We start from the raw sequence: 26024 nt of genomic DNA, 5'->3' as shown, positions 1-26024 counted from the left end.
CGGCATTCGGCCCCGGTTTCTCCTGAGAAGGGCCGCATTTCGGGCGGGTGCTCCTGGGAAAAGCGAAGGGGTACGGGGTCGATAGGCTGAGCGCATGACCGAACGACTGCGCTGGGGCATCCTCGCCACCGGCTGGATCTCCCACCTGTTCACGAGCGATCTCAAGGCGAACGGCTTCGACGTGCGCGCGGTCGGCTCCAGGTCGCAGGCCGGCGCCGACGCGTTCGCGGCGGAGTTCGGCATCCCGAACGCGCATGCGAGCTACGAGGCCCTCGTCGCCGACCCCGAGGTCGACGTCATCTACATCGGCACGCCGCATCCGATGCACGCCGCCAACGCCAGGCTCGCGCTCGAGGCCGGCAAGCACGTGCTCGTCGAGAAGTCGTTCACCGTCAACGCGCGCGAAGCGCGGGAGATCGCCGAGCTCGCGGCATCCGAGGGCCTGCTCGTGCTCGAGGCCATGTGGACCAGGTACCTGCCGCACATGGCGCGCATCCGCGAGATCATCGAGGCCGGCACGCTCGGCGACGTGCGCTCGCTCATCGCCGACCACACGCAGAAGCTCTCCGAAGACCCCGCGCACCGCATCAACGCGCTCGAGCTCGGCGGCGGCGCGCTGCTCGACCTCGGCATCTACCCGATCTCGTTCGCGTGGGACCTGTTCGGTGAGCCCGCGACCATCCAGAGCACGGCCACCTACAAGACCACCGGCGCCGACGCGCAGATCGTCGTCGTGCTCGGCTACGACGGCGGGCGCATCGCCACCACCGTCTCGGCGAGCGACCTCAAGGGGCCGAACGTCGCGACCGTGCTCGGCACCGAGGCGCGCATCGAGATCGACGGCGTCTGGTACACGCCGACGTCGTTCCGCGTGATCGACCACGAGGGCACCGTGCTCGAGACCTACGAGTCCGAGGTCGTCGGGCGCGGCATGCACTTCCAGGCCGAGGCGGTCGAGCGGCTCGTCGCGGCCGGCACGCTCACGGGCGACCTGCTCACGATCGACGAGACGGTCGCGATCATGGGCACGCTCGACACCGTTCGCGAGCAGATCGGGCTGCGCTACCCGGGCGAGTGACGCGGGCGGATGCCGCGGGCCTGCGGATGCCGCGAGCTCGGCGGATGCCTCCGATTCGGCGTGCCCGTGGTCGTCGGGCACCTCGCGTGCAGGGGTTTTTCGGCCTGTGATCAGGCTTCGCTCTGGTGCGGACCGTAGAATCCCCGGATGACCGACGAGACGGATGCCACGGGCGAGCCCGATTCCACGCGTCATCCGGTCGACCCCGAGGGTGCCGCCGAGGCCGTCGCGGGGGAGCCGGTCGAGGGCCTCGATGCCGCGCCCGAGAGGCCCGAGCCCGCATCGGCCGACGCCACCGAGGTGCTCGATGAGGCCGGCCCCGAGGCGGCCGTCGGCCCCCCGGCATCCGCTCGCCCCGATGACGCGACCGAGTTGATCGCCGTGGCCGACGCCGACGATGCCGCCGACGATGCCGCATCCGCTCTTCCCGCGGCATCCGTCGGCCCCGCGGCATCCGCACCCTCGTTCCTCCGTCGCCACCGCCGTGCCCTCGCCGTGACGGCGGGTGTGGTCGCCTTCGCGTTGCTCGGCGTCGGCGCCGTGTTCGCCGGCACGGCCGCGAGCACGCGCGAGGCCGCCCCCGTCGCGATGGTCACCGAGACGTCGACCCCCACGCCGACCGTCGACGCCGGGCGGCCCTCGCCCGAGGCGGTCGCGGCGCCGAGCGCGATCGACACGAGGATCCGCACCTGCTCGGTGGCCGACCGCGCGGCCGACCCTCGCCTCGCGAACCTGCAGGCGCAGGTCGTGAACGCCGCGACCGGCGAGGTGCTCTACGACCGCGGCGGCGACACCCCGTCGCGCACCGCGAGCGTCATGAAGGTGCTCACGACGGCGGCCGCCCTGAACGTGCTCGGGCCCGAGTACCGGGCCACGACCACGGTCGTGAAGGGTTCCGAGCCCGGTTCGGCGGTGCTCGTCGGCGGCGGCGACGTGACCCTGTCGCGCACGCCGAGCGGCACCGAGACGGTGTATCCGGGCGCCGCGCACCTCGACGACCTCGCCGCGCAGGTGCAGACGGCGTGGGCGGCCGACCCGTCGAACCCGCCGCTGACCAAGCTCATCCTCGACGCGAGCTACTTCGGCGGCGACGAGTACCAGGCGAGCTGGGACACCGTCGAGCGCGACGACGGCTACATGTCGAACATCACGGCCCTGCAGGTCGACGGCGACCGCGACGATCCGTCTGCGAACACCTCGTGGCGCAGCACCGACCCGATCGGCCGGGCGGGGCAGGCCTTCGCCGATCAGCTCGGCGGCATCGTCGCGATCGACCGCGGCACCGCACCGGCCGACGCCCAGCAGCTCGGCGCCGTGAGCTCGCCGACCGTCGCGCAGCTCGTCGACAAGGCCCTCGTCGTGTCCGACAACACGGTGGCCGAGATGCTCGCGCGGCTCGTCGCGATCCAGACCGGGTCGGGCAACACCTTCGACGCGATCAACGCGGGCGTGCTGCAGGGCCTCGCCGACTACGGCGTCGACACGACGGGCATCTCGATCGTCGACGGATCGGGCCTCAGCGACGACAACGCCGTGCCGCCGTCGTACCTGACGCAGCTCTTCATCAAGATCAACGCCCGCGAGGGAAACCTCGGCGTGCTCATGGACGGGCTGCCGGTCTCGAACCAGCGCGGGTCGCTCTCGTACAGCGACCGGTTCGCGGGCGACAACTCGGTCGCGGCCGGCGCCGTCTCGGCGAAGACCGGCTGGATCAACTCGGGCTACACGCTCGCCGGCGTCGTGCTCGCCCAAGACGGCTCGACGCTCACGTTCGCAATCTACGCGCTCGGCGACGTGACCGACGAGGCGAAGCAGGCGATCGACACGCTCACGACGGGCTTCTACCTCTGCGGCGACGAGCTGTCGAACGAGTAGTGCGTGCGCGGTTTCGCGAGCAGCGGATGCCGCGACCGGGCGTCACTGGGAGAATGGATGCATCTGCGGCATCCGGTGGCTGCGGCATCCGCTCGTGCCCTGGCCCGGAGCCCCGACCAGCGGGAGGACGCCATGACCCGGGCCCTGTTCATCATCGACGTGCAGAACGACTTCACCGAGGGCGGCGCGCTCGGCGTCGACGGCGGGGCGGCGGTGGCCGCGGGCATCACCCGCCACCTCGGGGCGCATCGGGGCGACTACGCCCTCGTCGTGGCATCCCGCGACTGGCACTCGGGCGAGAACGACAACGGCGGGCATTTCGCGGTCGACGCGGCGCCCGATTTCGTCGACACCTGGCCGGCGCATTGCGTCGCCGGCACGCCCGGCGCCGAGTACCACCCCGCGCTCGCGACCGACGGCATCGACGTGCACATCCGCAAGGGGCAGGGCGTGCCCGCCTACTCGATCTTCGAGGGAACGGATGACTCGGGCGCGTCCATCGGCGAGGTGCTGACCGCGCACGGCATCACCGAGGTCGACGTGGTCGGCATCGCGACCGACTACTGCGTGCGCGCGAGCGCCCTCGACGCGCTCGAGCACGGCCAGCACGTGCGCGTGCTCACCGCGCTGGTCGCCGGGGTCGCGGCGGCGTCGTCGTCGGCCGCGCTCGCGGAGCTCGGGCACGCGGGCGCCGAGATCGTCGGGGCGGATGCCGCGGTTGCCGCGGGGTCGGCGGATGCCGCGGATGCGGCGGGGTCGGCGGATGCCGCGGATGCGGCGGGGGAGTCCGCGTGATCCCGCCCTCGTCGCGGGACGCGTTGCTCTACGCCGAGGCCGAAGACGGCGAGCTCATCGGCTATCGCGTCGCCGGCGTCGAGTCGTCCGCGCCGAGCGGATCCGAACCGGCCGGCGGTGCCGGCGAGGCATCCGCCCTGCCGCCCGTGCTGCTCGTGCACGGGTTCGCCTCCGACGCCGAGGTCACGTGGGTGCGCACGGGCTGGGTGCGCGCCCTGACCGATGCCGGCCGCAGCGTCATCACGCTCGATCTGCGTGGCCACGGCGCGAGCGACAAGCCCGTCGAAGCGGCGGCGTACGCGCCCGAGATGTTCGGAGCCGACCTCGTCGCCGTGCTCGAGACGGCCGGCGTCGATCTGGTCGACGCCGTCGGGTACTCGATGGGCAACCGCGTGATCTCGGCGTTCGCCGGACTCGCGCCCGACCGACTCCGGCGCGTGGTCATCGGCGGCGCCGGACCGAACGAGCTCTTCGCGTCATGGAGTCTCGGCGAGGTGCGCGCGCTGCTCCTCCGCGACGAGCCGACGGGGCATCCGCTCATCGAGCAAGTGCTGCGGCCCGCGATCGCCGCCGGCGCCGACCGCGAGGCGCTGCTCGGCGTCGTCGAGGGGTTCGCCGGTGCGAAGCTCGACCTGCCACGCGGCATCCGCTCGCTCTTCGTCGTCGGCGAAGACGACCCGGTGCCCGTCGGTGCGCGCGAACTGGCGGCCGAATGGGGCAGCGACGTGGTGACGATCCCGGGGCGCGACCACGTGTCGACGCTCACCGCGCGCGCGTTCAAGGACGCCGCGGTCGCGTTCCTCGCCGCCCCCTGACCTGCCGCGTTCTGCCGGATTCGAGTAGACGCGCGCGCGTGGTGCGTGCGCGTGGTGCGTGCGCGTGGTGCGTGCGCGTGGGTACCGCTCCCCATGGCGTGGGGTCGGGGCGAGAACCTAGCGTGGTGCGCAATCCACCTCGCGAACGTGCCGATCTCTCGTGCCCGGCGAGCGTGGGATATCGCGGCCGTGAGGGGCTCGGCCGCTCGATGAGGAGAAGCATGCTGAAGAAATCCATCGCGTTCGCCGCGCTCGCCGCAGTGTCGCTCGCGCTGACCGCCTGCACCACGGCACCCGACACGTCGAACGAGAAGGCGGCCGACACGGCGGTCGAGGAGTCCGCAGGCGCCGAACCGGTCGAGCAGGCCGAGGGGTCCGAGGGGTCCGACGCGGGCTCCGCCGGCGACGCCGTCGAGGGCGAACTCCTGCAGCCGGGGCAGACCGTCGCGCTGGGCGACTGGGGCACCTACGAGTTCGTCAACTACGACGACAAGAAGGCCGTGCTGAACACGAAGCTCGTGAGCATCGAGCCGGCGACCGAGGCGCAGACGGCCACCCTGGTCGCCGAGATCCCCGAGCTCAAGGGCTGGAAGATCTCGCTCATCCGCTACCAGCAGCAGAAGGTCTCGGGCGACGAGATCGCCTACAGCGCGAACTACACCGACTTCCGCCCCGCCGATGCGACCGGTGCGAAAGCGCAGGAGGTCAGCGTCATCGGCTGGGACGAGTGCGAGAGCGAATCGTTCACCAAGGAGTTCGACGCCGGAACGGCCGTGCTCGACCAGTGCATGGTCGGGGCTTCGGTCGAGGGCGGCGAGCCGATCGCCGGCATGATCTGGACGGGCAACAGCTCGGCCGACGAGAACCCGTTCAGCAACTACGAGGGCGAGCCGGTCTTCTTCAAGAACTGAGTCGCTTCGCGTGCTGACGACGCCGTCCGGCGGGTCCCGAGGTTCGGGCCGCCGGGCGGCGTTCGTCGTCGCGGTGTCTGCCGGATTCGGAGCCGGTGGTGCCTGCCGGATCGTCGTCTCGATGCACTGCCCCGGATCGAGTGCTGGCAACTCAGGACATCGGGGCGGTTGCGGGCGTGTCGCCCGTTAGATCACGGCGTGTCGTTCGAGCGTCCTGAGTTGTCGACATGCGCCCGCTGAGGCCGGGTGCAGCTAACTCAGGACATCGGGGCGGTCGCCGGCGTGTCGCCCGCTTGATCACGGCGTGTCGGGCGAGCGTCCTGAGTTGTCGACGTGTGCCCGCCGGGGCCCGACGGGCCACCTGTCCTCGACAGGGCGCACGGCGTCGTCATCGTCCACACACCACGGAAACCGCGGGCACACGTGCGGTTTCCGCGGCCAGGATGTCGCGATGGGTAAGTTCCGCGATCTGATCGGCCAAACCGGTGGCGTCGGTACGACGGCTGAATTCCGAGCGGCCGGCTACTCCGATCGGCAGATCGCCCGCGCCGTCGCGCGCCGTGAGATCGAACGACTGCGGCGCGGTGTCTTCGGCGACCCGGGCATGGCGGATGACCTCAAGCGTGCCGTGCGTGTCGGCGGCAGGGCGACGTGCGTTTCGGCGGCTCGCCTGCACGGTCTCAGGGTGCTGAACGATCCATCGGAGCTGCACGTCGAGGTCGCCTCCAACGCCGCCCGCCTGCGACATCCGGATTCCGGAGCGCGGATCGTCCTCGCCGTCGGCGCGGATGCCGCGGACACTGCGGATGCCGCCGGCCCTGCGCGCGCCGTCGGCCACGCGGATGCCGCCGGCCCGAGGCATCCGGAATCCGCATCGCCGACCAGCGACGAATCCGCGCCGGTGCGCGTGCACTGGGGCGTCGATGAAGAAGATCGCGCGGGCGCGATCGTTCCGCTTGCACGGTGTCTCGAGCACGTGCTCTCGTGCCTGCCCGTCGAGGACGCGCTCTGCATCCTCGACTCCGCGCGAGAAGTCGTCGGCTGGCGCCCGGAGCAGCCCCCGTTGCTCGATGGCGACGCGTTCCAGTCGCTCCTCGGGTCGTTGAGCGGCCCGGCGCGCGCCATCGCGGCTCGGTCGAGCACCGGCAGCCAAGCCGTGGGCGAGACGATCGCGCGCGAGCGGTTCACCAAAGCCGGCATTCCGGTCAGGGCACAGGTGCGCCTTCGCGGCGGGTACTGGGCCGACCTGCTCATCGGCGAGCGGCTCGTCTTCGAAGTCGACGGCGAGGGCCCGCACATGCTGCCGGGCCAGTTCGATCGAGACCGCGAACGGTGGGCGTGGCTGAAGGCGATCGGATACGGGCACCTGTCGTTCAGTCACAGCCAGGTGCTCGACGATTGGGAGGGCATCCTCGACGTCGTGCGGATGCATCTTCGGCGCGGCGACCACCTCTGGACTGCTCAGAACCGGCCTTGACGGTGGCGAGTTCAGGATGCTGCGGCGACACGCCGAGAAGCCGTCCACGAGCGTCGGCGAGTCGCCGAGGCCTCCTGAATTGGGCACACGACGCCGCGCGCACGCGATGCGCTTGGCCTGGACGCGACGCGCTGCGGGGGACGCGACGCCCGACCGCGCGCAAGCGCCGCGACGCGCCGCGCCGCGCGCCGGCGCTACAGCGTGTTGCCGAGCTTGAAACCCTGCTCGACGTCGCCCGCGCGGGTGTACGAGAAGCCGTCGGCGCCGATGGTGACCTCCATCTCGGAGTCGTCGGTGCGGGCCGCCACGGGCTTCGGCTCACCGTCGAGGTCGAGCACGAGCGAGGCCTCCGTGTACCAGGAGGGCACGACGGGGTTGCCCCACCAGTCGCGGCGCTGGTTGTCGTGCACGTCCCACGTGACGACGGGGTTGTCGGGGTCGCCGGTGTAGTAGTCCTGCGTGTAGATCTCGACGCGGTGGCCGTCGGGGTCGCGCAGGTAGAGGTAGAACGCGTTCGAGACGCCGTGGCGTCCGGGGCCGCGCTCGATCGCGTCGGAGCGGCGCAGGGCGCCGAGCTTGTCGCAGATCGCGAGGATGTTGTGCTTCTCGTGCGTGGCGAACGCGACGTGGTGCATGCGGGGTCCGTCGCCGCCGGTCATCGCGGTGTCGTGCACGGTGGGCTTGCGGCGCATCCATGCCGCGTAGACCGTGCCCTCCTCGTCTTGGATGTCCTCCGTCACGCGGAACCCGAGCGACTGCATGAAGTTCACGGCGCGGGGCACGTCGGGGGTGACCTGGTTGAAGTGGTCGAGGCGCACGAGCTCGCCGGGCGTGTGCAGGTCGTACCGCCACGACAGCCGCTCGACGTGCTCGGTCTGGTGGAAGAACTCGTACGGGAATCCGAGCGGGTCCTCGACGCGCACCGAGTCGCCGATGCCCTTGGTGAAGCCATCGGGGCGGCGCTCCACGCGGCATCCGAGTTCCGTGTAGAAGGCGACCGCCCGGTCGAGGTCCTCGGGGGTGCGCACGCGGTACGAGAACGCGGCGACGGCCGCGACCGGGCCCTGGCGCAGCACGAGGTTGTGGTGGATGAACTCCTCGGTCGAGCGCAGGTAGATCGCCTCGTCGTCCTCCTCGGTGACGTAGAGCCCGAGCACGTCGACGTAGAACACGCGCGAGGCGGCGAGGTCGGTGACGACGAGCTCCATGTACGCGCAGCGCAGGATGTCGGGCGCGGGCGCCGTCGGCGTCGGCACCGGGTTGTCGGAGTGGATCGGGGCTTCCTGCGACACGTAGAAGCCGGACGAGGTGAGGGTCATGTTGTCGCGGTGCGATGGTTCAGTGCGGTGGGTCATGTCAGCGTCCTTGCTGTGTGCGGGCGGCGGTCGAGCGAGCGGATGCCGCGGCTCACGCCTTGCCGAAGGTCGGGTTGTGGGGTGCGCCGAGCGTGATGTGCACGGCCTGCTGGTCGGTGTAGAAGTCGATCGAGCGGTATCCGCCCTCGTGCCCGAGGCCCGAGGCCTTGACGCCGCCGAACGGAGTGCGGAGGTCGCGCACGTTGTTCGAGTTCAGCCACACCATGCCGGCCTCGACCGACTGGGCGAAGTTGTGGGCGCGCCTGAGGTCGTTCGTCCAGATGTACGCCGCCAACCCGTACTTCGTGTCGTTCGCGAGGGCGAGCGCCTCCGCCTCGGTGTCGAACGGGGTGATCGCGACGACGGGTCCGAAGATCTCCTCCTGGAAGATGCGGGCGTCGGGGGCGACATCCGCGAATACGGTGGGGGCGACGTAGTTGCCGGTCGGAAAGCCCTCCGGCCGTCCGCCGCCGGCGACCAGGCGCCCCTCGGTCTTGCCGAGTTCGACGTAGCCCATGACCTTCTCGTAGTGCTCGGGGTGCACGAGCGCGCCGACCTCGGTGTCGGGGTCGTGCGGCAGGCCGACCTTGACGCGCGAGGCCTGGGCGGCGTACCGCTCGACGAACTCGTCGTAGATCGGCCGTTCGACGAGGATGCGCGAGCCCGCGGTGCAGCGTTCGCCGTTGAGCGAGAACACGCCGAAGATGGTCGCGTCGATCGCGGTGTCGAGGTCGGCGTCGGCGAAGACGACGGCGGGGGACTTGCCGCCGAGCTCCATCGAGAGGCCCTTGAGGAACGGCGCGGCGTTGCCGAAGATCAGTTGCCCGGTCGAGCTCTCGCCCGTGAACGAGATGAGCGGCACGTCGGGGTGCTTCACGAGTGCGTCGCCGGCATCCTCGCCGAGGCCGTTGACGAGGTTGAACACGCCCTTGGGCAGGCCCGCCTCCTCGAAGATGCCGGCCCAGAGCGACGCCGACAGCGGCGTGAACTCGGCGGGCTTCAGCACGACCGTGTTGCCGGTGGCGAGCGCGGGCGCGAGCTTCCACGACTCGAGCATGAATGGCGTGTTCCACGGCGTGATGAGGCCGGCGACGCCGATCGGCTTGCGGTTGACGTAGTTGATCTGGCGGCCGGGGACCTTGTAGGTGTCGTCGGCCTGGGCGACGATCAGGTCGGCGAAGAAGCGGAAGTTCTCGGCGGCGCGGCGGGCCTGGCCGAGCGCCTGCGTGATCGGCAGCCCCGAGTCGAAGCTCTCGAGCTCGGCGAGCCGGGCGTCGCGCGACTCGACGAGGTCGGCGATGCGGTGCAGCACGCGCGAGCGCTCGCGGGGGACCATGCGCGGCCACGGGCCCTCGGTGAACGCCCGGCGCGCGGCGGCCACGGCACGGTCGACGTCGGCCTTCTTGCCCGCGGCGGTGTGCACGTAGGTCTCGTTCGTGACGGGGTTCAGCACCTCGAAGGTGTCGCCGTCGAGCGAGTCGACGGCCTCGCCGTCGATGTAGTGGCGGATGCGATCGGGCAGCCCCTCGGGGGTGTACTCGGTCATGCGATCTCCTCCTGCTGGTCGGTGGGCGTGGGCGCGGACGCGGGCGCTGCGGGCGCTGCGGGCGCTGCGGGCGCTGCGGGCGCTGCGGGCTTGGCGGGCGCTGCGTCGGCCGGCGACGCGGCGTGCGGTCGGTGCTCGGACTGGTACGCGATGACGGCGTCGAGCGTCGCAGTGCGGTGGCCGCGGGCGGCGAGCTCGATCTCGAGCGCGTCGGCGCCCTCCGCGATGAGATCGAGGATGCGCGAGTGCTCCTCGACCGAGGCGTGGGCGCGGCCGGGCACGAAGCTGAACGACGAGTCGCGCAGCATCTTCATGCGGTTCCAGCCCCGGTGCACGAGATCGAGGACGTGCGGATTCGGACATTCCTCGAACAGCACCGCGTGGAACTCGAGGTTCAGCGCCGTGAAGCGGAGCGGGTCGAAGTCCTCGAGGCTGCGCCGCATGCGGTCGTTGATCGCACGCGCCCTGGCGAGGTGGTCGGGGGTGAGCGTCGGCGCCGACAGGGCGGTCGCGTACCCCTCGACGAGCGCGAGCGTCTGCATGGTGTGCAGGTACTCGGCCTCCTTGATGAGCGCGACCTGGGCGCCGACGTTGCGTTCGAAGGTGACGAGCCCCTCGGCCTCGAGTCGGCGGATCGCCTCGCGGACGGGCACGACGCTGATGTCGAGCTCGCCGGCGATCTGCGCGAGCACGAGCCGGTAGCCGGGAACGTAGCGTCCGTCCTCGATGCGCTCGCGGATGAACGCGTACGCGAGTTGCGACTTCGATTCGGCGCTCATCGGCCGCTCGGATCCTGCGTCGGCTGCGGCTGCGGCGTCTGCTGGTGCTTCGCCGGTCGAGCAGCGGATGCCTCGACCCGCGCCCGCTCGTAGCGGGCACGCCATTCGGCGTTCATGGGGAACAACCCGTCGACGGGTTCGCCCTCGGCGACCCGCTCGGCGACCCAGGCGTCGGCCTCGTCCTGTGCGGCGGCCTCGGCGGCGACCTCGGCGACGAGGTGCGGCGGGATGACGATGACGCCGTCGCCGTCGCCCACGATGACGTCGCCCGGCTGCACGGCCGCGCCGCCGCAGGCGATGGTCGTGTCGACCTCCCACGGCACGTGACGGCGGCCGAGCACGCTCGGGTGCGGGCCCTGAGAGAAGACGGGGATGCCGATCTCGGCGACGGCGTCGAAGTCGCGCACGCCGCCGTCGGTCACGATTCCGGCGGCGCCGCGCACCTTCGCGCGCAGTGCGAGCACGTCGCCGACGGTGCCGGTTCCGCGCTCGCCGCGGGCGTCGACCACGAGCACCTCGCCCGGGCCGACCGTGTCGAAGGCGCGCTTCTGCGCGTTGTAGCCGCCGCCGTGCTGCTCGAAGAGGTCGGGGCGCGCCGGGATGAATCGGAGCGTGCGCGCCCGCCCGACGATGCGGTCGCCGGCGTGGTTCGCGAAGACGCCCTCGATGAAGGTGTCGTGGTAGCCCCGCTTGCGGAGCGCGACCGAGAGGGTCGCGACGGCGACGCTCGAGAGTTGCGCGCGCAGCTCCTCGGTGAGCTCGAAGGCGGGAGCGGCCGAATCGGCGGCATTCGCCGGGCCCGCGGCATCCTGCGTCTGCGTCTGCGCCGAGTCGAGCGCTGACGCGCGCCCGGCGGCGACCGCGGCGGCGTGTGCGGCCTCGGAGCCCCAGGCCTCGATGCGCTGCAGGTCGTCGGCGGCCGGCTTCGTGCCGAAGTCGCCGAACGCGACGTCGCCCTGGACGACGGTCGTCACGAGGTGTCCGGTCGCGGGTGCGCCGGGTGCGCCGGGCGCGTCGACCTCGACCTCGACGACATCACCGGGCAGGACGACCGACGAGCCCGCGGGGGTGCCGGTGAGGATGACGTCGCCCGTCTCGAGCGTGAAGTGCTGGGAGAGGTCGGCGACGAGGCGTCCGAACGGGAAGAGCAGGGTGTCGCTCGTGTCCTCCTGCGCGAGCTGCCCGTTGACCCACGTGCGCACGCGCCAGTCGCCCTCGCCGATGCCGGCGGTGGGGATCGCGACGGGCCCGAGCGGGGTGAAGCCGTCGCCGCCCTTCGAGCGGACGTTCGACCCCTTGTCGGCGGCACGCAGGTCGTAGAGTCCGAAGTCGTTCGCGGCGGTGACGGATGCCACGTGCGTCCAGCCGTCGGCCGGGGAGACGCGTCGGGCGGGCGCGCCGATGACGAGCGCGATCTCGCCCTCGAAGGCGAGCAGTTCGGTGCCGGCCGGGCGTTCGATGACGCCGCCGGTGCCGGCGACCGAGCTCTGCGGCTTGAGGAAGTAGCTCGGCTGGGCCGGCGTGCGTCCCCGCTGGGCGGCCCGCGACGGGTAGCTGAGATGCACGGCGATGATCTTGCCGGGGGTTTCGATGCTGGTCATGGACGTCCTCGTCTGCTGATATTTGAAATGATATACGATCTGTCGGCCAGTGTCGACGGTGTCGGCTCAGGTCGAGGCTGCGAGATCAGTCGGATGGCTCGGATTCAGGACGATTCGGGCGGAAACGTCCTGAATCCGGGCCTTCGTCCTGAATCGCATGGGCCGTCGGCGTTCTAGTAGCTCGGGCGCTCGCCCGCGGTCGGCGGCTCGGGCGCCGCATCGGGTTCCGGCGAGGCATCCGTCGCGCCCGCGGCATTCGCTCGGCTCGCGGCATCGGCCCGCCCCGCAGCATCCGCTCGCCCCGCGGCATCGGCCGGCCCCGCGGCATCCGCCCCGGCCCTCGGGATGAACCGGTCGGCGAGAGCCTCGGTCGCGCGGGCGAGGAGGGCGACATCGGCCCCGACGGCGACGAAGGCCGCCCCGGCGGCGAGGTAGCGGTCGGCGTCGGCGGGCACGAACGCGTTGACGCCCGCGGGCTTGCCGGCCGCGACGGCCGCCGCGATCGAGCGTTCGACGGCGGCCGCGACCTGCGCGTGGCTCTGCTGCCCGAGCAGTCCCATCGAGGCGGCGAGGTCGGACGGCCCGATGAAGACGCCGTCGACGCCGTCGACCGCGAGGATCTCGTCGACCGCTGCGACGGCGGCCGCCGACTCGATCTGCACGAAGAGGCTGATCGTCGACGAGGCATCCGCGAGGTAGTGCTCGACGCGGTTCCAGCGGGACGCGCGCGCAAGCGCCGAGCCGACGCCGCGCACACCGCCGCTCGGGTATCGCACCGCGCGCACCATGGCCTCGGCCTGTTCGGCGGAGTCGACCATCGGCACGAGCAGGTTCGCCGCGCCGAGGTCGAGAACCTGCTTGATCAGCACGGTGTCGCCGACCGGCACGCGCACGACGGGCGCGACCGGGTACGCGGCCACGGCCTGGAGCTGCGCGAGGATCGACTCGAGCCCGATGGGCGAGTGCTCGCCGTCGATGAGCACCCAGTCGACGCCGGATCCGGCGACGATCTCGGCCACGAGCGGGCTGCCGGAGCAGACCCACGCGCCGACCTGCGGGCGGTCGGATGCCGCGATGCGGGCCGCGAACGTCGGGGGCAGGGTCAGATGAATCGGCACGAGATGCTCCCGAGGTCGTGGTAGTCGGCGTGCACGGTGTCGCCGCGCTCGACCCACATGGGGCGCGTGAACGAACCGGCGAGCACGATCTCGCCCGCGCCCAGCGACTGCCCGTGCTGCGCGAGCTTGTTCGCGAGCCAGGCGACGCCCATGGCGGGGTGCCCGAGCACGGCGCCGGCGACGCCGGACTCCTCGATCGTCTCGTTGCGCGAGAGCAGCGCGCCGACCCAGCGCAGGTCGACCGCGTCGACCTTCACGGGGCGGCCGCCGATGACCATGGCCCCCATCGCGGCGTTGTCGCTGATCGTGTCGACGATCGTGCGGCCCTCGAGCTCGATGTGCGAGTTCAGGATCTCGAGCGCGGGCACGACGTAGTCGGTCGCGCGCAGCACGTCGAAGATCGTCGTGCCCGGCCCCTCGAGCGGGCTGCCGAGCACGAACGCGAGCTCGACCTCGATGCGCACGTTCGAGAAGCGGTCGAACTCGACCGTCGACCCCGACTCGATGACCATGTCGTCGAAGATGACGCCGTAGTCGGGCTCGGTGATGCCCGTCGCGACCTGCATCACCTTCGAGGTGAGGCCGATCTTGTGGCCGACGACCCGGTGGCCGGCGGCCGCGCGGCGCTCGGCCCAGAGCCTCTGCACCGCATACGAGTCCTCGACGGTCATGTCGGGGTGGCGGGCGGTGAGTCGCGGCACGATCGCGCGGTCGCGATCGGCGACGAGGAGTTCGTCGGCGATCGCCTCGATGGTGGGCTGGTCCAGCACGCGGGCTCCACTTCGTCGGGGTTCTGCTGTGATCGTATACGATCGGGCGCGCGGGCGCACCGTCTCGTCGTCGCAGATTCAGGAGGGTTCGCCGACTCGCCGCGCGAGCAGGGGGCCGACGCGGCGCGTCGCTCGGCCGTCCTGAGTCGGCGACGGCCCGCGCGTCGGTGACGGCTTTGAGTCGGCGACGGCAGGCGCGTCGGTGACAGCGTGCGGGCGCGCGGTCGGATGAACGCGAGCGGATGCCGCGGGGCCGGCCCCGCGGCATCCGTCAGCGGTTCACGCGGATGATCTCCTCCTGGTACGGCGCGACGACCGTGCCCGAGATGCGGCAGTCGAGCAGCAGGAACGGGCGCTCGGCGGCGGGGCGCTCGGCCCAGCGGGCCAGCACGTCGAGGTCGGCGAGCGAGCGCACGACCACGCCCTCGGCGCCGACGGCCGCGGCCAGCCCGGCGAACGAGGCCTCGGGAATGAGCATCGGCGCGGGCGCGAGGCCCTTGAGCCCGTAGAGGTTGACCTCGGCGCCGTAGGCGGCGTCGTTCCAGACGACGGCGATGCCGCGCCCGCCGGCCGAGCGCACGGCCGATTCGAGGTCGGCGAGCGCCATGAGCCCGCCGCCGTCGCCCGTCGTGAGCACGATCGTCGACTCGGGCTTCGCGGCGGCGGCGCCCGGCACGCTCGGGAATCCGAGGCCGATCGACTGGAACGCCGTGCCGACCATGATCATGCGGTCGGGCGAGGCGACGGGCCAGTACATGTTCGCCCAGCCGATGAAGTGGCCGCCGTCGGAGACGACGACGCGGTCCTCGGGCAGCAGCTCGGCGATGCGGTGCGCGACCGCACGCGGGTCGAGGCGGCCGTCGTCGGCGAGGCCGTCGGCGCGCGGGGCCGCGGGCTGCGCGCGCAGGGCCTCGAGATCGAGCGATTCGCGCCATGCGGATGTCTCGGCGTCGAGCTCCTCGAGCGCCGCCGTGATCGCCCGCGCCACGACCGCGGCGTCGCCGCGGACGTACCCGCCGACGTTCGGATGCGTCGCGGCCGGCGCGACGTCGACCTGGAACACCCGGGTGCCGGGGGCGAACAGCTCGCCGAAGCGCATCGTGAACTGGTTGAGCGAGGCGCCGAAGACGACGGCCACGTCGGCCTCGCGCACGAGCCGCATCGCGCCCTCGGCGCCGAACCCGCCGGTGACGCCGAGGTCGAACCGGCCGTCGGGGAAGACGCCGCGCCCGAGCGCGGTCGAGGCCGTGACGGCGCCCGTCGCGTCGGCGAGCTCGCCGAGCGCCTCGCCCGCGCCGGCGAGCCAGGCCCCGCGTCCCGCGAGCAGGAAGGGCCGGCTCGCGTCCGCGAGGGCGTCCGCGATCTCGGCGACGACGGCGGCGCCGAACGGGCCTGCCGGCTGCAGCGGCGACGGCAGGTGCAGGGTGGGGGCGACCGGGATCTCGCCCGCCTCGCGGGCGGCGACGTCGTACGGGATCGCGAGCACGACGGGCACGCGGTAGGCGAGCGCGTGCTCGATCGCGAGCACGGTCGTGGCCGCGGCATCCGTTCGCCCGACCGTGTAGGTGCGGGCGCCGACAGCGGAGGCGAGCGCGATCTGGTCGACGTCCCACGGGCGGCGGCCCGAGGTGGGCTCGTCGCCGACCACGAGCACGAGCGGCACGCGCGCCTGCGCGGCCTCGGCGAGGGCGGTGAGCGTGTTCGTGAATCCGGCGCCGTAGGTCGCAGTCGCCGCCGCGATGCGCCCCGAGGCGCGGAAGTGCGCGTCGGCCGCGACGACGCCGCCGGCCTCGTGCCGCACCGCGGTGAAGGTCACCGACGTCTCGCGCTCGAGCGCGTCGAGGAAGTACGCGTTGCCGTTGCCCATGAGCCCGAACACGTGGTCGAGATGGGCGGCGAGGGTGTGCGCGACGTGCGCGGAGACGGTGGTGGTCGGGTGCGTGGGCATGGCGAAGCCTTTCGAGACGATGACGGAGATGGCAGTTCCGTATGTGTCTCGCGCGACCCGCAGGCCCGCTTCGTGCCCTTTTTTCGAGCACCGGCACCGGCCGGATCGACCGAGGCGCCTGGACGGGTCGAGTATACGTCCCGCGGCCCCGGTCTGGTCGGCCGGGCGCCCGGCGGCCTAGTCTGGCGACATGCTCTCGTCCCCGCACGAGTGGTTCGCTGCCGTGTGCGCAGCCGCGGCCCTGGCGTCGAGTGCGGCCGCCGTGGTCTGCGTGGTCGCCGGGCTGCGTCGTCGAGGTCGGTCCTGGTCGGGGCTCGTCGCCGCCCCGGTCATGATGGTCGGCACCGTGGCGATGGTCGTCACGGGCGCCAGGATGCTGCATCCGCTCGCCTGGGCCGCACTGACGCTGCTCGGGGCGTTCGCCCTCCTCGCCATGCCCGGCCCGCGCGGCGAACGCGGCCGCCACGCCATCGGCCTGGTCGTGATGGCCGTGATGTGGTGCGCGATGGCCGGGACTCCGGATGCCGCGGGCACGGGCCTCGACGAGGCATCGGCCGTGCTCGGCCACGCCGCTCCTGCCGCGCATTCCGCCCTGCCGCTCGCCTGGGCGGCGCTCGGTGCGGCGGTCCTGCTGACGGCGCTGGCCGCCCGTCGCGCGCTGCGGTCCGTCGAGGCGGGCGAGCACCGAGGCCCGGCCTGGGCCAGGTGGGGGCATCCGCTCATGGCCGTCGGCATGGTCTGCATGGCGCTCGCCATGCCGCTCGGCTGAGGACGCGGGCGACCGGTTCGGCGTCGCGCGCGGCCGGCCGACGACAGGGGCGGCCGGTCTACGGCAGGATGGACGGGTGAAGACCATCCAGCTGCGCCGGTACACGCTCGTCGACGGGGAATACGACGCCTTCCTCGAATGGTGGAAGGTCGCGATGCCCGTCGTCCGCCCGGCGGCCGGGTTCGCGATCGAGTACGCCTACGGCATCCGCGAGTCCAACGAGTTCGTCTGGGCCGTGAGCGCCGAGGGCGACCGCGAGGCGTTCCTCGCCCTCGAGCAGACGTACATGGCGTCCGACGCGCGCGCCGCCGTGTTCGAGGGCGTGCCGCAGCGCGTGGCCGTGCACGACATCCGCTTCGTCGACGACGCGCCGGCCGGCTGAGGCATCCGCCGAGGTCGCACCGAGGCATCCGCTCGCCTCGCGCTGTACGGCATGTCGGCGCGCCCAGGCGCGGGTTGACGACGTGTACAGCCCGTGTTCGGTGAGAAGACCGTACGATCGAGGCATCCCCTTGAAGTGAACGTGGCCGATGCCGCCCACCCGCTCGCGCGGCCGCGCCTGACCCTGGTCGATGACGCCTGCCCGCGCTCACGGCCGAGAAGGAAGATCGTGAGTCTCGAGTTCGACGCAAGCCGTGCCCAGTGGATCGCCCGAGAAGAGCTCGCCGAGCGGATGATCCCGCTCATCGGCGGCCTCTATCGCGACTTCGGGGTGGTGACCTCCATCCACGGCCGTCGTCTCATCAACCGGTCGCCGATCGAACTGCTGAAGGCCCACCGCTTCGCCCGCCAGGCCGGCGACGTCGAGCTCGACCCCGCCGACACCATGCGCGTGCTCGAGGCGCTGCGCGAGATCGCTCCCGGCCCCGCGTCGGTCGACATCGCTCGGCTCGTGGCCCGCCACGCGGCATCCGCCCCTGAAGGCGAGCGGATGCCGCTGCCCGACTTCCTGCGTCTCGAGCTCGCTCCCGTGGTCGCCGCCGACGGCGACGAACGGACGACGCGCGAGGGCACCGACGTCGTGCTCTACGGATTCGGCCGCATCGGACGCCTGCTCGCCCGCATCCTCATCGCCCACGCCGGCGACGCGACGGGCCTGCGCCTGCGGGCGATCGTCGTGCGCAAGGGGTCGGCGAACGACCTCGTCAAGCGCGCGAGCCTGCTGCGCCGCGACTCGGTGCACGGCTCGTTCGCCGGCACGATCGAGGTCGATGAGGAGGCGAACACGATCCTCGCGAACGGCACGCTGATCCAGGTGATCCACGCGAACGACCCGGCCGCGATCGACTACACCGCCTACGGCATCCACGACGCGATCGTCGTCGACAACACCGGCCGTTGGCGCGATGAAGAGGGGCTCTCGCAGCACCTGCGCTCGACCGGCGTCGCCCGCGTGCTGCTCACGGCGCCCGGCAAGGGCGCGATCAAGAACATCGTGCACGGCATCAACCACGACTCGATCGACGCCTCCGACCGCATCCTCTCGGCGGCCTCGTGCACGACGAACGCGATCACGCCGGTACTCAAGGCCGTCGAAGACGCCTACGGCGTGGAGCGCGGCCACGTCGAGACCGTGCACTCGTTCACGAACGACCAGAACCTCATCGACAACTTCCACGCGGGCGACCGGCGAGGCCGCTCGGCGGCGCTCAACATGGTCATCACCGAGACCGGTGCCGCCAAGGCCGTCGCGAAGGCGCTGCCCTCGTTCGCCGGCAAGCTCACCGGCAGCGCGATCCGCGTGCCCACGCCCGACGTGTCGCTCGCGATCCTGAACCTGCGGCTCGAGCAACCCGCCGCCAAGGCCTCGCTCAACGCGTACCTTCGCCAGGTCTCGCTCACCTCGCCGCTGCGCCAGCAGGTCGACTACATCGAGTCGCCAGAGGTCGTCTCGACGGACTTCGTCGGCTCGAGCCGCGCCGGCATCGTCGACGGGCTCGCCACGATCGCCGACGGCACCGACGTCGTGCTCTACGTCTGGTACGACAACGAGTACGGCTACTCCTGCCAGGTGGTGCGCGTCATCGAGGCCATGGCCGGCACGCACCCCGTGGTCTTCCCGGCGCGCGAGCCGGTGGTGCTCGCCGCCGTCTGAACTCCGAGCGCGAGCGGATGCCGCGTGCCGATGTCCTGATCCGTGGTGGTGCGACGGCCCCGCGCGATGGGCGGGGCCGCCGCCCGGCTCAGTGGCCGCAGGCGCAGGCGTCGCCCCCGCCGCATCCGCCGCTCGAGCCGCCGGAGAGCAGGTCGCCGGCCGCCTCAGGAGCGTGTGCTCCCGCGCGACTCGCGTCGGGCAGGTCGAGCGCGGGGTTGCGGTCGAGGAAGCCGTACGGCTTCATCCAGAAGCCCGAGTAGTCGACGGGCATGATGGGCCAGTCCTCGGTGCGCGGGACGTGCGTCGGCCCGAACACGTGCCACAGCACGAGATCGGTGCCGTCGAGATCGCGGTCGGCCCGCTGCCAGGTCGGGAGGCCCGCCCAGCCCTCGTGGGCGTTGGGATAGGGGCCCGCCGGGTAGAGCTCGTCGGGGGCGTACGCGGTCGCCCACAGGTGCTTCGTCGCGAAGTTCGCGCGCGCCCACACCGTCGAGTCGGGCTGCGCCAGGAGCGTCGACTTGCCCTCCGGCATGAGGTGGAACGCCGTGGGCCGGCCGACCGCGTTGCGGCGGCTCGCGCTCGCGACCTCCCACACGCGGTTCGCGGGCCCGTTCGCCATGCGACCGGCCTCCGACTCGCGCGTGATGGGCGTCACCTGCCACGTGAACGCGTTGCCGTGCGGATTCGACGGCCCCGTCGGCACGCCGACGACGTCGACCTCGGCGAGCGTGTTGTCCTCGCCGTCGACCGCCATGTCGAGCCGCGCGCAGAAGAGGTGCTGGTGCACCGGTGCGTAGAGGCCCGGTGCGATCTCGTTCGCGTGCGGGTCGTCCTCGCCGGGCAGGCCCGCACCCGCGAACACGATGCCCGTGGCCTTGGCCTCCATCTGGATCGACCCGTCGAGGTAGAGGTACCAGAAGAACCCGTAGTCGTAGTTGCCGACCGTCGCGAAGTAGCTGATCACGAGCCGGCGGCTTCGGCGGACCTCGGGCCGCTCGCCGAACTCGGAGTGCTTCCAGAGGATGCCGTAGTCCTCCTCGTGCATGCACACGACGTTCGGCATGTGCACCGCGTGGCCGTCGTCGCCCGCGACATGCGCGTCGAAGTAGCGGATGACGCCGAGGCAGTCGCAGCCGAGCTGCAGGGCGTTCGCGTTCTTGCCGAGCAGGTACTCGCCCGCGTCGAAGTAGCTGATCCAGAACCGGGTCGGGGTCGTGTCGCCGTAGGGCACGACCATCTCGGGCACGCTCGCGCGATGGATGACCGAGCGGTGCTCGTCGCCATCGCGGAACGAGAGTTGGTTCAGCACGAGGCCCTCGCGCGCGTTGAACCCGATGCGGAAGCGCCAGTTCTCCCACTCGACGAGGTTGCCGTCGACCGCGAAGCTCGGGCCCTCGGGCTGGGTGATCTCGATGGGCTTGAGGCTCGTACGTGCGGGGCCGACCGACTCGGCGTCGTAGCGGCCGTCGAGGTCGGGCAGCGGCGCGTCGCCGACGTCCTCGACGCGGATGACGCGGCGCTCGGTGAGGTCGATGTGCACGATGAGGCCCTCGACGGGATGCGACCAGTGGTTGTCGTCCGGCGCGTTCTTCACGAACGTGAGCGAGCGGATGACCCGCCGGCCGACCTCGTCGGCCCGGTTGAAGAACCCGGGGGCGAGGGGGCCGCAGAACGCGAGGTCGATCCGATCGCCGAGCCCGCGGCGCTCCATCGCCGCGCGCCACTCGGGCGATGCCTTGACGATGGCCTCGGCGGCCTCGTACTCCTCGTAGAGGTACGACGGCTGCCCGTAGGGCGCGTTCCGCGAGTCGAGCACGGTGCGCACCTCGACCTCGCCCGCCGTGAGGTTCACGACGACTTCGGATGCCGCGCCCGAGTCGATCTCGAGCAGCGTGTAGCGCAGGCGGCGCACGACGGGGTCGCCGTCGGCGAAGGCCGCGAGCACGGCCTTCGCCGGCTCGACCGGCATGGCGTTCGGGAAGCGCGTGTGCTCGCCGACGAGGCCCGCCTCGACGAGGATCTCGCGGCCGCGTTCGAGTTCCTCGGCGGTGGTGAGGTCGAGGGGGTGGCGCACCTCGGCGGGGGCGACGGTGAGCAGTTCGTGGTGGTGCATGGGAGTCCTTCTCGGTGGTTCTCGTGGGGGCTCGGCGGTCGGTCAGCCGTTGATGACCTGGGGCACGGCGACCGACTTCAGGCCCTCGACGCCGAACTCGAGGCCGAAGCCCGACTGCTTGACGCCGCCGAACGGGATGGCGGGGTGCACGACGCCGTGCGCGTTGATCCACACGGTGCCGGCTTCGAGGCGGGCCGCGATCTCGCGGGCCTTCGCGCGGTCGCTCGACCACACCGAGGCGCCGAGGCCGACCTCGACGGCGTTGGCCATGCGGATCGCGTCCTCGACGTCGGAGTAGCGGATGATCGGCAGCGCGGGCCCGAACTGCTCCTCCTGCACGAGGGGGTTCTCGTTCTCGATGTCGGCGACGAGGGTCGTCGGGTAGAAGTGGCCGGATCTCTCTGGATCGGGCGTTCCGCCGAGGAGCACACGAGCGCCCGACGCCTTCGCGGCGTCGACGAGGCGGTTCACGACCTCCCACTGCATGCGGTTCTGGAGCGGGCCGAGCACGTTCTGCTCGTCGAGGCCCCGGCCCATCGGCATCTGGGATGCGACGGCGGTGAGCGCCTCGCAGACGGCGTCGTAGACGTCGTCGTGCACGTAGAGGCGCTTCATGGCGGCACAGGTCTGGCCCGTGTTGATGAAGGCGCCCCAGAAGAGGCCCTCGGCGATGGCCTGGGGGTCGGCGTCGGGCAGCACGATGCCGGCGTCGTTGCCGCCGAGCTCGAGCGTGAGGCGGGCGAGGTTCTCGGCCGAGGACGCCATGATCCTCTTGCCCGTCGCGGTCGATCCCGTGAACATGATCTTGCCGAAGTCGGGGCGCTTCACGAGCTCGGCGCCGATCGAACCGTCGCCCGTGACGATCTCGAGCAGGCCCTCGGGCAGCACCTGGTTGATGACCGCGGCGAGGGCGAGGCCCGAGAGCGTGGTGTACTCCGAGGGCTTGGCCACGACCGCGTTGCCCATGCGCAGGGCGGGCGCGATCTGCCAGATCGCGATCATCATGGGCCAGTTCCACGGGGTGATGACGCCGACGAGGCCGACGGGGCGATAGTGGAGCTCGGCGTAGGTCTCGCCGTCGTCGACGACGGTCTCGACGGGCAGCGGCGTCGCCGCGGTGGCGCGGAGCCAGGCGACGCAGGCCCCGACCTCGAAGCGAGCGTTGGGGCCGTTCAGGGGCTTGCCCTGCTCGCGCGAGAGCAGCTCCGCGAGGGCCTCGCTCGAGCGTTCGATCGCGTCGGCCACCCGGTTCAGCACGGCGACGCGATCCTCATCGGCCGTCGCGGCCCATGCGGGCTGGGCGGCGCGGGCGCGCTCGATGGCACGATCGAGTTCGGCGACGCCGTCGACGCGGACGACGCCGATCTGCTCGCCCGTCGCGGGGTCGAAGACGTCGCGCGTGGCACCCGTGTCGGCGGTGATCGCGGCGTGCAGGCTCTCGTAGGTTTCCATGGGTCCTCCAGGGTCGATGGTCCAGTGTGCGCGGCGAAGGGCGGGGCGGTCTTGTCTCCAAGCGACGGGGACTTGACCGCGAGCGAACGCCCGCGGCGAGGCATCCGCGCATGACGGGGCGGCGCGAGGACGGGCCGGCCGGGCATCCGATCCGATGTGGCGCAGACCCGCTCGGCGCTCCCCGCTCGGAGCTCGGCGCTCGGCACTCAGCGTTCGGCGCGCACCTCGCGCGCCGAACGGCCGAACTCGCCACGGAAGACGCGGCTGAAGTGCGCGGCGTCGGCGAAGCCCCACTCGGCGGCGATCGACGAGATCGAGCGCTCGGCGAAGACGGGGTCGGTGAGGCGCAGGCGGCACTCCTCGAGGCGGCGGCGCCTGATCCACGTCGAGACGGTCGTGCCGTGCTCGTGGAAGAGCGCGTGCAGGTGCCGCGGCGAGATGAAGTGCGCGGCCGCGATCGTGGCGGGGTCGAGGTCGGTCGTGCGAAGCTGCTCGTCGATGAAGCGCGTGAGGTCGGCGAAGAGCCGCTCGCGCGGGTCGACCTCGATGGCGCCACTCGCGAGCTCGTTCGAGAGCATCGTGACGACGAGTTCGACCGCATTGCGTGCGAGGCGCTCGCCGGCCGGACCCGCGACGAGCTCGAGCCGGTCGGCGATGCCGGCGAGGTGCGCGCCGACGAGTTCGCCGAGGCCGCCCGCGGTGCCGAGCGGGGTCGCCGTGAGCTCGGACATGGCACGTGGCGGCAGGTCGGCGAGTCGGCTCGGGAACATCATGACGAACGTGCGGAAGTCGTCGTCGAAGGCGAGCGTGTACGGGCGGTCGGTCGAGTAGATCGCGATCGCGCCCGGTTCGAGCAGGGTCTCGCGGCCGTCCTGCACGAGGAAGCCCGTGCCGGAGAGCTGCAGTCCGAGCTTGAAGTAGGGGCGATCGGCGCCTGCGGCGATGAGCGCCGGGGTGCGTTCGACGACCTGTTCGGAGGCCGTGACGATCGAGAAGTGCGCGGCGTCGGTCTCGACGTGGCGGATGGAGCCCGCGAACGGGTCGGGGCGGTCGGTCGTGACCCTGAGCGGCACGAACGACTCGCTCACGGCTGTGCGGAACGCCGGGAAGTCGAGTGCGGGCGCGCCCGGTGCGGGCGCGGTCTCGAGCGTCGTCGAACGGGTCACGTGATCCTCCTTGCGTCGGTGCAAGCTTCGGACCACCGTACGACTATCCAGATGGATAGTCAATACCGAACGATCGGTCGGTCATGGTGCTCAGCCGGCGGCTCGGCGCGCGGCGGCGACGGATGCCTCGGCCGCGACGAGCTCGCGGATGCGCGCGATCACGCGCGTGCTCTCGCCGGTCGAGCCCAACACGAGATGCTTGAAGACGAGCCCGTCGAGCGCGAACCACACGGCCTCGATGAAGTCCTCGTCGTCGATGCCGAGCGCCCGCAACTGCGCCGCGGTCGCGTGTTCGTACGTCGCGTAGTACCGCTCGACGTGCTCGCGCAGCTCGGGCCGGCGCCTCGACTCGAGCAGCAGCTCGTACTGGAACGCCTGCATGTCGGTGCTGCGATCCACGAGCGACTCGATGCCCGCCGCGAAGCTCGCCGCATCCGCAGACGGCGGCCCCGGGGCATCCGCCATGCTCGTCTCCCGCAGGCTCTCGGCGACGGCGTACTCGAGCGCTTCGGCGATGAGCCGGTCGCGCGAACCGAAGTGATGGCGCACGAGCCCGTGCGAGACGCCCGCCTCGGCCGCGACCGCGCGATAGGTGAGCGCGCGCAGCCCCGACGTCGCGACCACGTGGATCGTCGCCTGCAGGAGCGCGGTGCGCCCCGAGGCATCCTTCGCCCCGGATGTCCCGGTGTCGGCCGGTGCCGCCTCGTCGATGCTCACCCTCCGACCCTACGAGCCACGCACCCGCCGTGCTCGCAGCGACAAGGTCCGTGCCCGAACCGACAAGACCGCGAGGCATCCGCCCGGGCACGATTCGAGACACCCCCGACCACCGAACGCAGGAGTTCGCATGAGCGTCACGACCGTTCCAGAGACCGCCCGACCCGAGACCCGGCAGCATCGCCGCCTCGGCGTGCCGGCGATCACCGTCCTCATCATCGCCGCCTCGGCGCCGCTCACCGTCATCGCGGGCGGCGCGACGACGGCCTACTCGGTCACGGGCTCGATCGCCGTGCCGATCGGCTACATCGTGCTCGCGATCATGCTCGCGCTCTTCTCGGTCGGCTACGCCGCGATGAGTCGCTTCATCACGAACGCGGGCGCGTTCGCGGCCTACGCCGCCCAGGGCCTCGGCCGGCCCGTCGGCCTCGGCGTCTCCCTCATCGCGCTCGTCGCGTACAACGCCATGCAGGTGGGCATCTGGGGGATGTTCGGCTTCCAGGTGTCGATGCTCATCTCCGAGAAGTTCGGCATCGACCTGCCCTGGTGGGTCGGCGTCGTCGTCTTCATCGTCATCGTCGGTGCGCTCGGCGTGAACCGCGTCGACCTCTCGGCCAAGGTGCTCGGCGCGATCGTCGTGCTCGAGTTCGTCGTCGTCGCGGTCTTCGACGTCATCGCGTTCGCGAACCCCGCCGAGGGCTTCACGGCCGCGCCGATGTCGCCCGCCGCGCTGCTCCTGCCCGGCATCGGCGCCGTGCTCGTCTTCGGCATCGCCGCGTTCATGGGCTTCGAATCCGCCGCGATCTACAGCGAGGAGGCGAAGGACCCCAAGCGCACGGTCGCGCGTGCGACCTTCACCGCGGTGATCATCATCGGGCTGTTCTACGCCGTCTCATCGTGGGCGCTCGCCCTCGCGGTCGGCCCCGAGAAGATCTCCTCGGGCGGCATCACGCCCGAGGAGGCCGGCCCGCCGCTCTTCTTCGGCTTCGTCGCGCAGTACTTCGGCACGATCTGGGTGGACTTCATGTCGATCCTGTTCATCACGAGCCTCTTCGCCGCGCTCGTGAGCTTCCACAACGCGGTCGCCCGCTACCTGTTCTCGCTCGGCCGCGACGGCGTGCTGCCCTCGGGCCTCGCGAGCGTGCGCGAGCGCACGGGTGCGCCGTGGGCCGGCTCGATCACGCAGAGCGTCATCGCCCTCGTCGTCGTCGCCGTGTTCGCGATCGCGGGCACCGGGTCCGAGCTCGGCCCACTGTTCCCCGTCGTCACGCTCTTCACGTGGCTGACGACGACCGGCGCGCTGGGGCTCGTGCTGCTCATGGCGATCGTGTCGCTCTCGGTCATCGGCTACTTCCGCCGCGACCGCCGCGATGTCGGACTCTGGTCGCGGGTCATCGCGCCCCTCGTGTCGTTCGCGGCGCTCGCGTTCACGCTCGTGCTCATCGTCGAGAACTTCAACGTGCTCCTCGGGCAGACCGAGACGACCGCGACGACCTTCGTGCTGCCCGGCCTCATCGTCATCGCGGGCGTCGTCGGAATCGTGTGGGCCCGGCTGCTGCGCACGCGCAGGCCCGAGGTCTACGCGCGCATCGGCCACGGAGCCGAGTCGGCGGCCGCCGAGCATCTCGGCTGACTGCGAAGCGA

General features: G+C 71.7%; 20 protein-coding genes and 1 pseudogene. 10 read left to right on the top strand and 11 right to left on the bottom strand.

The annotated features are described in order from the left end of the window. Positions 1-94: 94 nt before the first annotated feature. The 6 genes from AC3IPY_RS14500 to AC3IPY_RS14475 all read left to right on the top strand — a co-directional run bounded on the left by AC3IPY_RS14500 (position 95) and on the right by AC3IPY_RS14475 (position 6951). Positions 95-1078, top strand: a complete 984-nt coding sequence (locus AC3IPY_RS14500; protein ID WP_489184982.1) for a Gfo/Idh/MocA family protein — start codon at positions 95-97, stop codon at positions 1076-1078. A gap of 147 nt (positions 1079-1225) precedes the next feature. Further along, positions 1226-2953, top strand: a complete 1728-nt coding sequence (locus AC3IPY_RS14495; RefSeq protein ID WP_489184981.1) for a D-alanyl-D-alanine carboxypeptidase/D-alanyl-D-alanine-endopeptidase — start codon at positions 1226-1228, stop codon at positions 2951-2953. 132 nt (positions 2954-3085) lie between these two features. Next, on the top strand, positions 3086-3748 hold the full coding sequence (locus AC3IPY_RS14490) for an isochorismatase family protein (protein ID WP_489184980.1): 663 nt from the start codon (positions 3086-3088) through the stop codon (positions 3746-3748). Further along, complete coding sequence (locus AC3IPY_RS14485; RefSeq protein ID WP_489184979.1) at positions 3745-4563, top strand: alpha/beta fold hydrolase; 819 nt, start codon at positions 3745-3747, stop codon at positions 4561-4563. The genes AC3IPY_RS14490 and AC3IPY_RS14485 overlap by 4 nt, the downstream gene beginning before the upstream one ends. 221 nt (positions 4564-4784) lie before the next feature. Further along, positions 4785-5474, top strand: a complete 690-nt coding sequence (locus AC3IPY_RS14480; protein WP_489184978.1) for a hypothetical protein — start codon at positions 4785-4787, stop codon at positions 5472-5474. Positions 5475-5778: 304 nt separating this feature from the next. Further along, positions 5779-6951, top strand: a complete 1173-nt coding sequence (locus AC3IPY_RS14475; RefSeq protein ID WP_489184977.1) for a DUF559 domain-containing protein — start codon at positions 5779-5781, stop codon at positions 6949-6951. 194 nt (positions 6952-7145) lie between these two features. Here AC3IPY_RS14475 and hpaD read toward each other — a convergent pair whose 3' ends face one another. From hpaD to AC3IPY_RS14440, 7 genes and pseudogenes are all read right to left on the bottom strand, one after another. Beyond that, positions 7146-8306, bottom strand: a complete 1161-nt coding sequence (gene hpaD / locus AC3IPY_RS14470) for a 3,4-dihydroxyphenylacetate 2,3-dioxygenase (protein ID WP_489184976.1) — start codon at positions 8304-8306, stop codon at positions 7146-7148. Between the two features lie 52 nt (positions 8307-8358). Beyond that, on the bottom strand, positions 8359-9852 hold the full coding sequence (hpaE, locus tag AC3IPY_RS14465; protein WP_489184975.1) for a 5-carboxymethyl-2-hydroxymuconate semialdehyde dehydrogenase: 1494 nt from the start codon (positions 9850-9852) through the stop codon (positions 8359-8361). Positions 9853-9986: 134 nt separating this feature from the next. Then, positions 9987-10631, bottom strand: a pseudogene (locus AC3IPY_RS14460) (GntR family transcriptional regulator); the annotation flags it as partial. Next, on the bottom strand, positions 10628-12232 hold the full coding sequence (locus tag AC3IPY_RS14455; protein ID WP_489184974.1) for a fumarylacetoacetate hydrolase family protein: 1605 nt from the start codon (positions 12230-12232) through the stop codon (positions 10628-10630). The gene AC3IPY_RS14455 and the pseudogene AC3IPY_RS14460, both read right to left, overlap by 4 nt. Before the next feature lie 173 nt (positions 12233-12405). Continuing rightward, positions 12406-13350 carry an HpcH/HpaI aldolase family protein gene (locus AC3IPY_RS14450; protein ID WP_489184973.1) on the bottom strand — a complete coding sequence of 315 codons (945 nt, stop codon included), beginning with the start codon at positions 13348-13350 and terminating at the stop codon, positions 12406-12408. Further along, the gene (gene hpaH / locus AC3IPY_RS14445) at positions 13335-14120 is read right to left on the bottom strand and encodes a 2-oxo-hept-4-ene-1,7-dioate hydratase (RefSeq protein WP_489184972.1); all 786 of its coding nucleotides are present in this window, start codon (positions 14118-14120) and stop codon (positions 13335-13337) included. The genes AC3IPY_RS14450 and hpaH overlap by 16 nt, the downstream gene beginning before the upstream one ends. A 271-nt stretch (positions 14121-14391) precedes the next feature. Continuing rightward, positions 14392-16068, bottom strand: coding sequence for a thiamine pyrophosphate-binding protein (locus AC3IPY_RS14440; RefSeq protein WP_489184971.1), 1677 nt, complete (start codon positions 16066-16068; stop codon positions 14392-14394). 190 nt (positions 16069-16258) lie between these two features. Here AC3IPY_RS14440 and AC3IPY_RS14435 point away from each other — a divergent pair, with 190 nt between their 5' ends. From AC3IPY_RS14435 to AC3IPY_RS14425, 3 genes are all read left to right on the top strand, one after another. Then, positions 16259-16837: a hypothetical protein gene (locus AC3IPY_RS14435; RefSeq protein WP_489184970.1), complete on the top strand. Its 579-nt coding sequence runs from the start codon at positions 16259-16261 to the stop codon at positions 16835-16837. A 76-nt stretch (positions 16838-16913) separates the two neighbouring features. Then, positions 16914-17219: a hypothetical protein gene (locus tag AC3IPY_RS14430; RefSeq protein ID WP_489184969.1), complete on the top strand. Its 306-nt coding sequence runs from the start codon at positions 16914-16916 to the stop codon at positions 17217-17219. Positions 17220-17510: 291 nt separating this feature from the next. Beyond that, the gene (locus tag AC3IPY_RS14425) at positions 17511-18932 is read left to right on the top strand and encodes a glyceraldehyde-3-phosphate dehydrogenase (protein ID WP_489188342.1); all 1422 of its coding nucleotides are present in this window, start codon (positions 17511-17513) and stop codon (positions 18930-18932) included. A gap of 88 nt (positions 18933-19020) precedes the next feature. Here the strand turns inward: AC3IPY_RS14425 and AC3IPY_RS14420 are convergent, their stop codons facing one another. The 4 genes from AC3IPY_RS14420 to AC3IPY_RS14405 all read right to left on the bottom strand — a co-directional run bounded on the left by AC3IPY_RS14420 (position 19021) and on the right by AC3IPY_RS14405 (position 24380). Further along, on the bottom strand, positions 19021-21045 hold the full coding sequence (locus tag AC3IPY_RS14420) for a primary-amine oxidase (RefSeq protein ID WP_489184968.1): 2025 nt from the start codon (positions 21043-21045) through the stop codon (positions 19021-19023). A 42-nt stretch (positions 21046-21087) separates the two neighbouring features. Then, the gene (locus tag AC3IPY_RS14415) at positions 21088-22497 is read right to left on the bottom strand and encodes an aldehyde dehydrogenase family protein (protein ID WP_489184967.1); all 1410 of its coding nucleotides are present in this window, start codon (positions 22495-22497) and stop codon (positions 21088-21090) included. A 206-nt stretch (positions 22498-22703) separates the two neighbouring features. Then, on the bottom strand, positions 22704-23663 hold the full coding sequence (locus AC3IPY_RS14410) for an AraC-like ligand-binding domain-containing protein (RefSeq protein ID WP_489184966.1): 960 nt from the start codon (positions 23661-23663) through the stop codon (positions 22704-22706). A 90-nt stretch (positions 23664-23753) separates the two neighbouring features. After that, entirely contained in the window at positions 23754-24380 is a 627-nt protein-coding gene (locus tag AC3IPY_RS14405; protein WP_489184965.1) for a TetR/AcrR family transcriptional regulator, read from the bottom strand. A gap of 130 nt (positions 24381-24510) precedes the next feature. Between AC3IPY_RS14405 and AC3IPY_RS14400 the strand changes: the two genes are divergently transcribed. Next, on the top strand, positions 24511-26013 hold the full coding sequence (locus tag AC3IPY_RS14400) for an APC family permease (protein ID WP_489184964.1): 1503 nt from the start codon (positions 24511-24513) through the stop codon (positions 26011-26013). Positions 26014-26024: the final 11 nt, after the last annotated feature.

Source organism: Agromyces sp. GL_144, assembly GCF_057834305.1.
Note: the sequence above shows the minus strand (reverse complement) of the source record. Positions and strands in the feature narration are given on the sequence as shown.

Coding starts and splice junctions, on each gene's coding strand:
- AC3IPY_RS14455 (WP_489184974.1), bottom strand. CDS start 12,232: ATGACCAGCATCGAAACCCCCGGCAAGATCATCGCCGTGCATCTCAGC.
- AC3IPY_RS14435 (WP_489184970.1), top strand. CDS start 16,259: ATGCTCTCGTCCCCGCACGAGTGGTTCGCTGCCGTGTGCGCAGCCGCG.
- AC3IPY_RS14420 (WP_489184968.1), bottom strand. CDS start 21,045: ATGCACCACCACGAACTGCTCACCGTCGCCCCCGCCGAGGTGCGCCAC.
- AC3IPY_RS14400 (WP_489184964.1), top strand. CDS start 24,511: ATGAGCGTCACGACCGTTCCAGAGACCGCCCGACCCGAGACCCGGCAG.
- AC3IPY_RS14480 (WP_489184978.1), top strand. CDS start 4,785: ATGCTGAAGAAATCCATCGCGTTCGCCGCGCTCGCCGCAGTGTCGCTC.
- AC3IPY_RS14495 (WP_489184981.1), top strand. CDS start 1,226: ATGACCGACGAGACGGATGCCACGGGCGAGCCCGATTCCACGCGTCAT.
- AC3IPY_RS14500 (WP_489184982.1), top strand. CDS start 95: ATGACCGAACGACTGCGCTGGGGCATCCTCGCCACCGGCTGGATCTCC.
- AC3IPY_RS14415 (WP_489184967.1), bottom strand. CDS start 22,497: ATGGAAACCTACGAGAGCCTGCACGCCGCGATCACCGCCGACACGGGT.
- hpaD (WP_489184976.1), bottom strand. CDS start 8,306: ATGACCCACCGCACTGAACCATCGCACCGCGACAACATGACCCTCACC.
- AC3IPY_RS14440 (WP_489184971.1), bottom strand. CDS start 16,068: ATGCCCACGCACCCGACCACCACCGTCTCCGCGCACGTCGCGCACACC.
- hpaE (WP_489184975.1), bottom strand. CDS start 9,852: ATGACCGAGTACACCCCCGAGGGGCTGCCCGATCGCATCCGCCACTAC.
- AC3IPY_RS14425 (WP_489188342.1), top strand. CDS start 17,511: ATGATCCCGCTCATCGGCGGCCTCTATCGCGACTTCGGGGTGGTGACC.
- AC3IPY_RS14490 (WP_489184980.1), top strand. CDS start 3,086: ATGACCCGGGCCCTGTTCATCATCGACGTGCAGAACGACTTCACCGAG.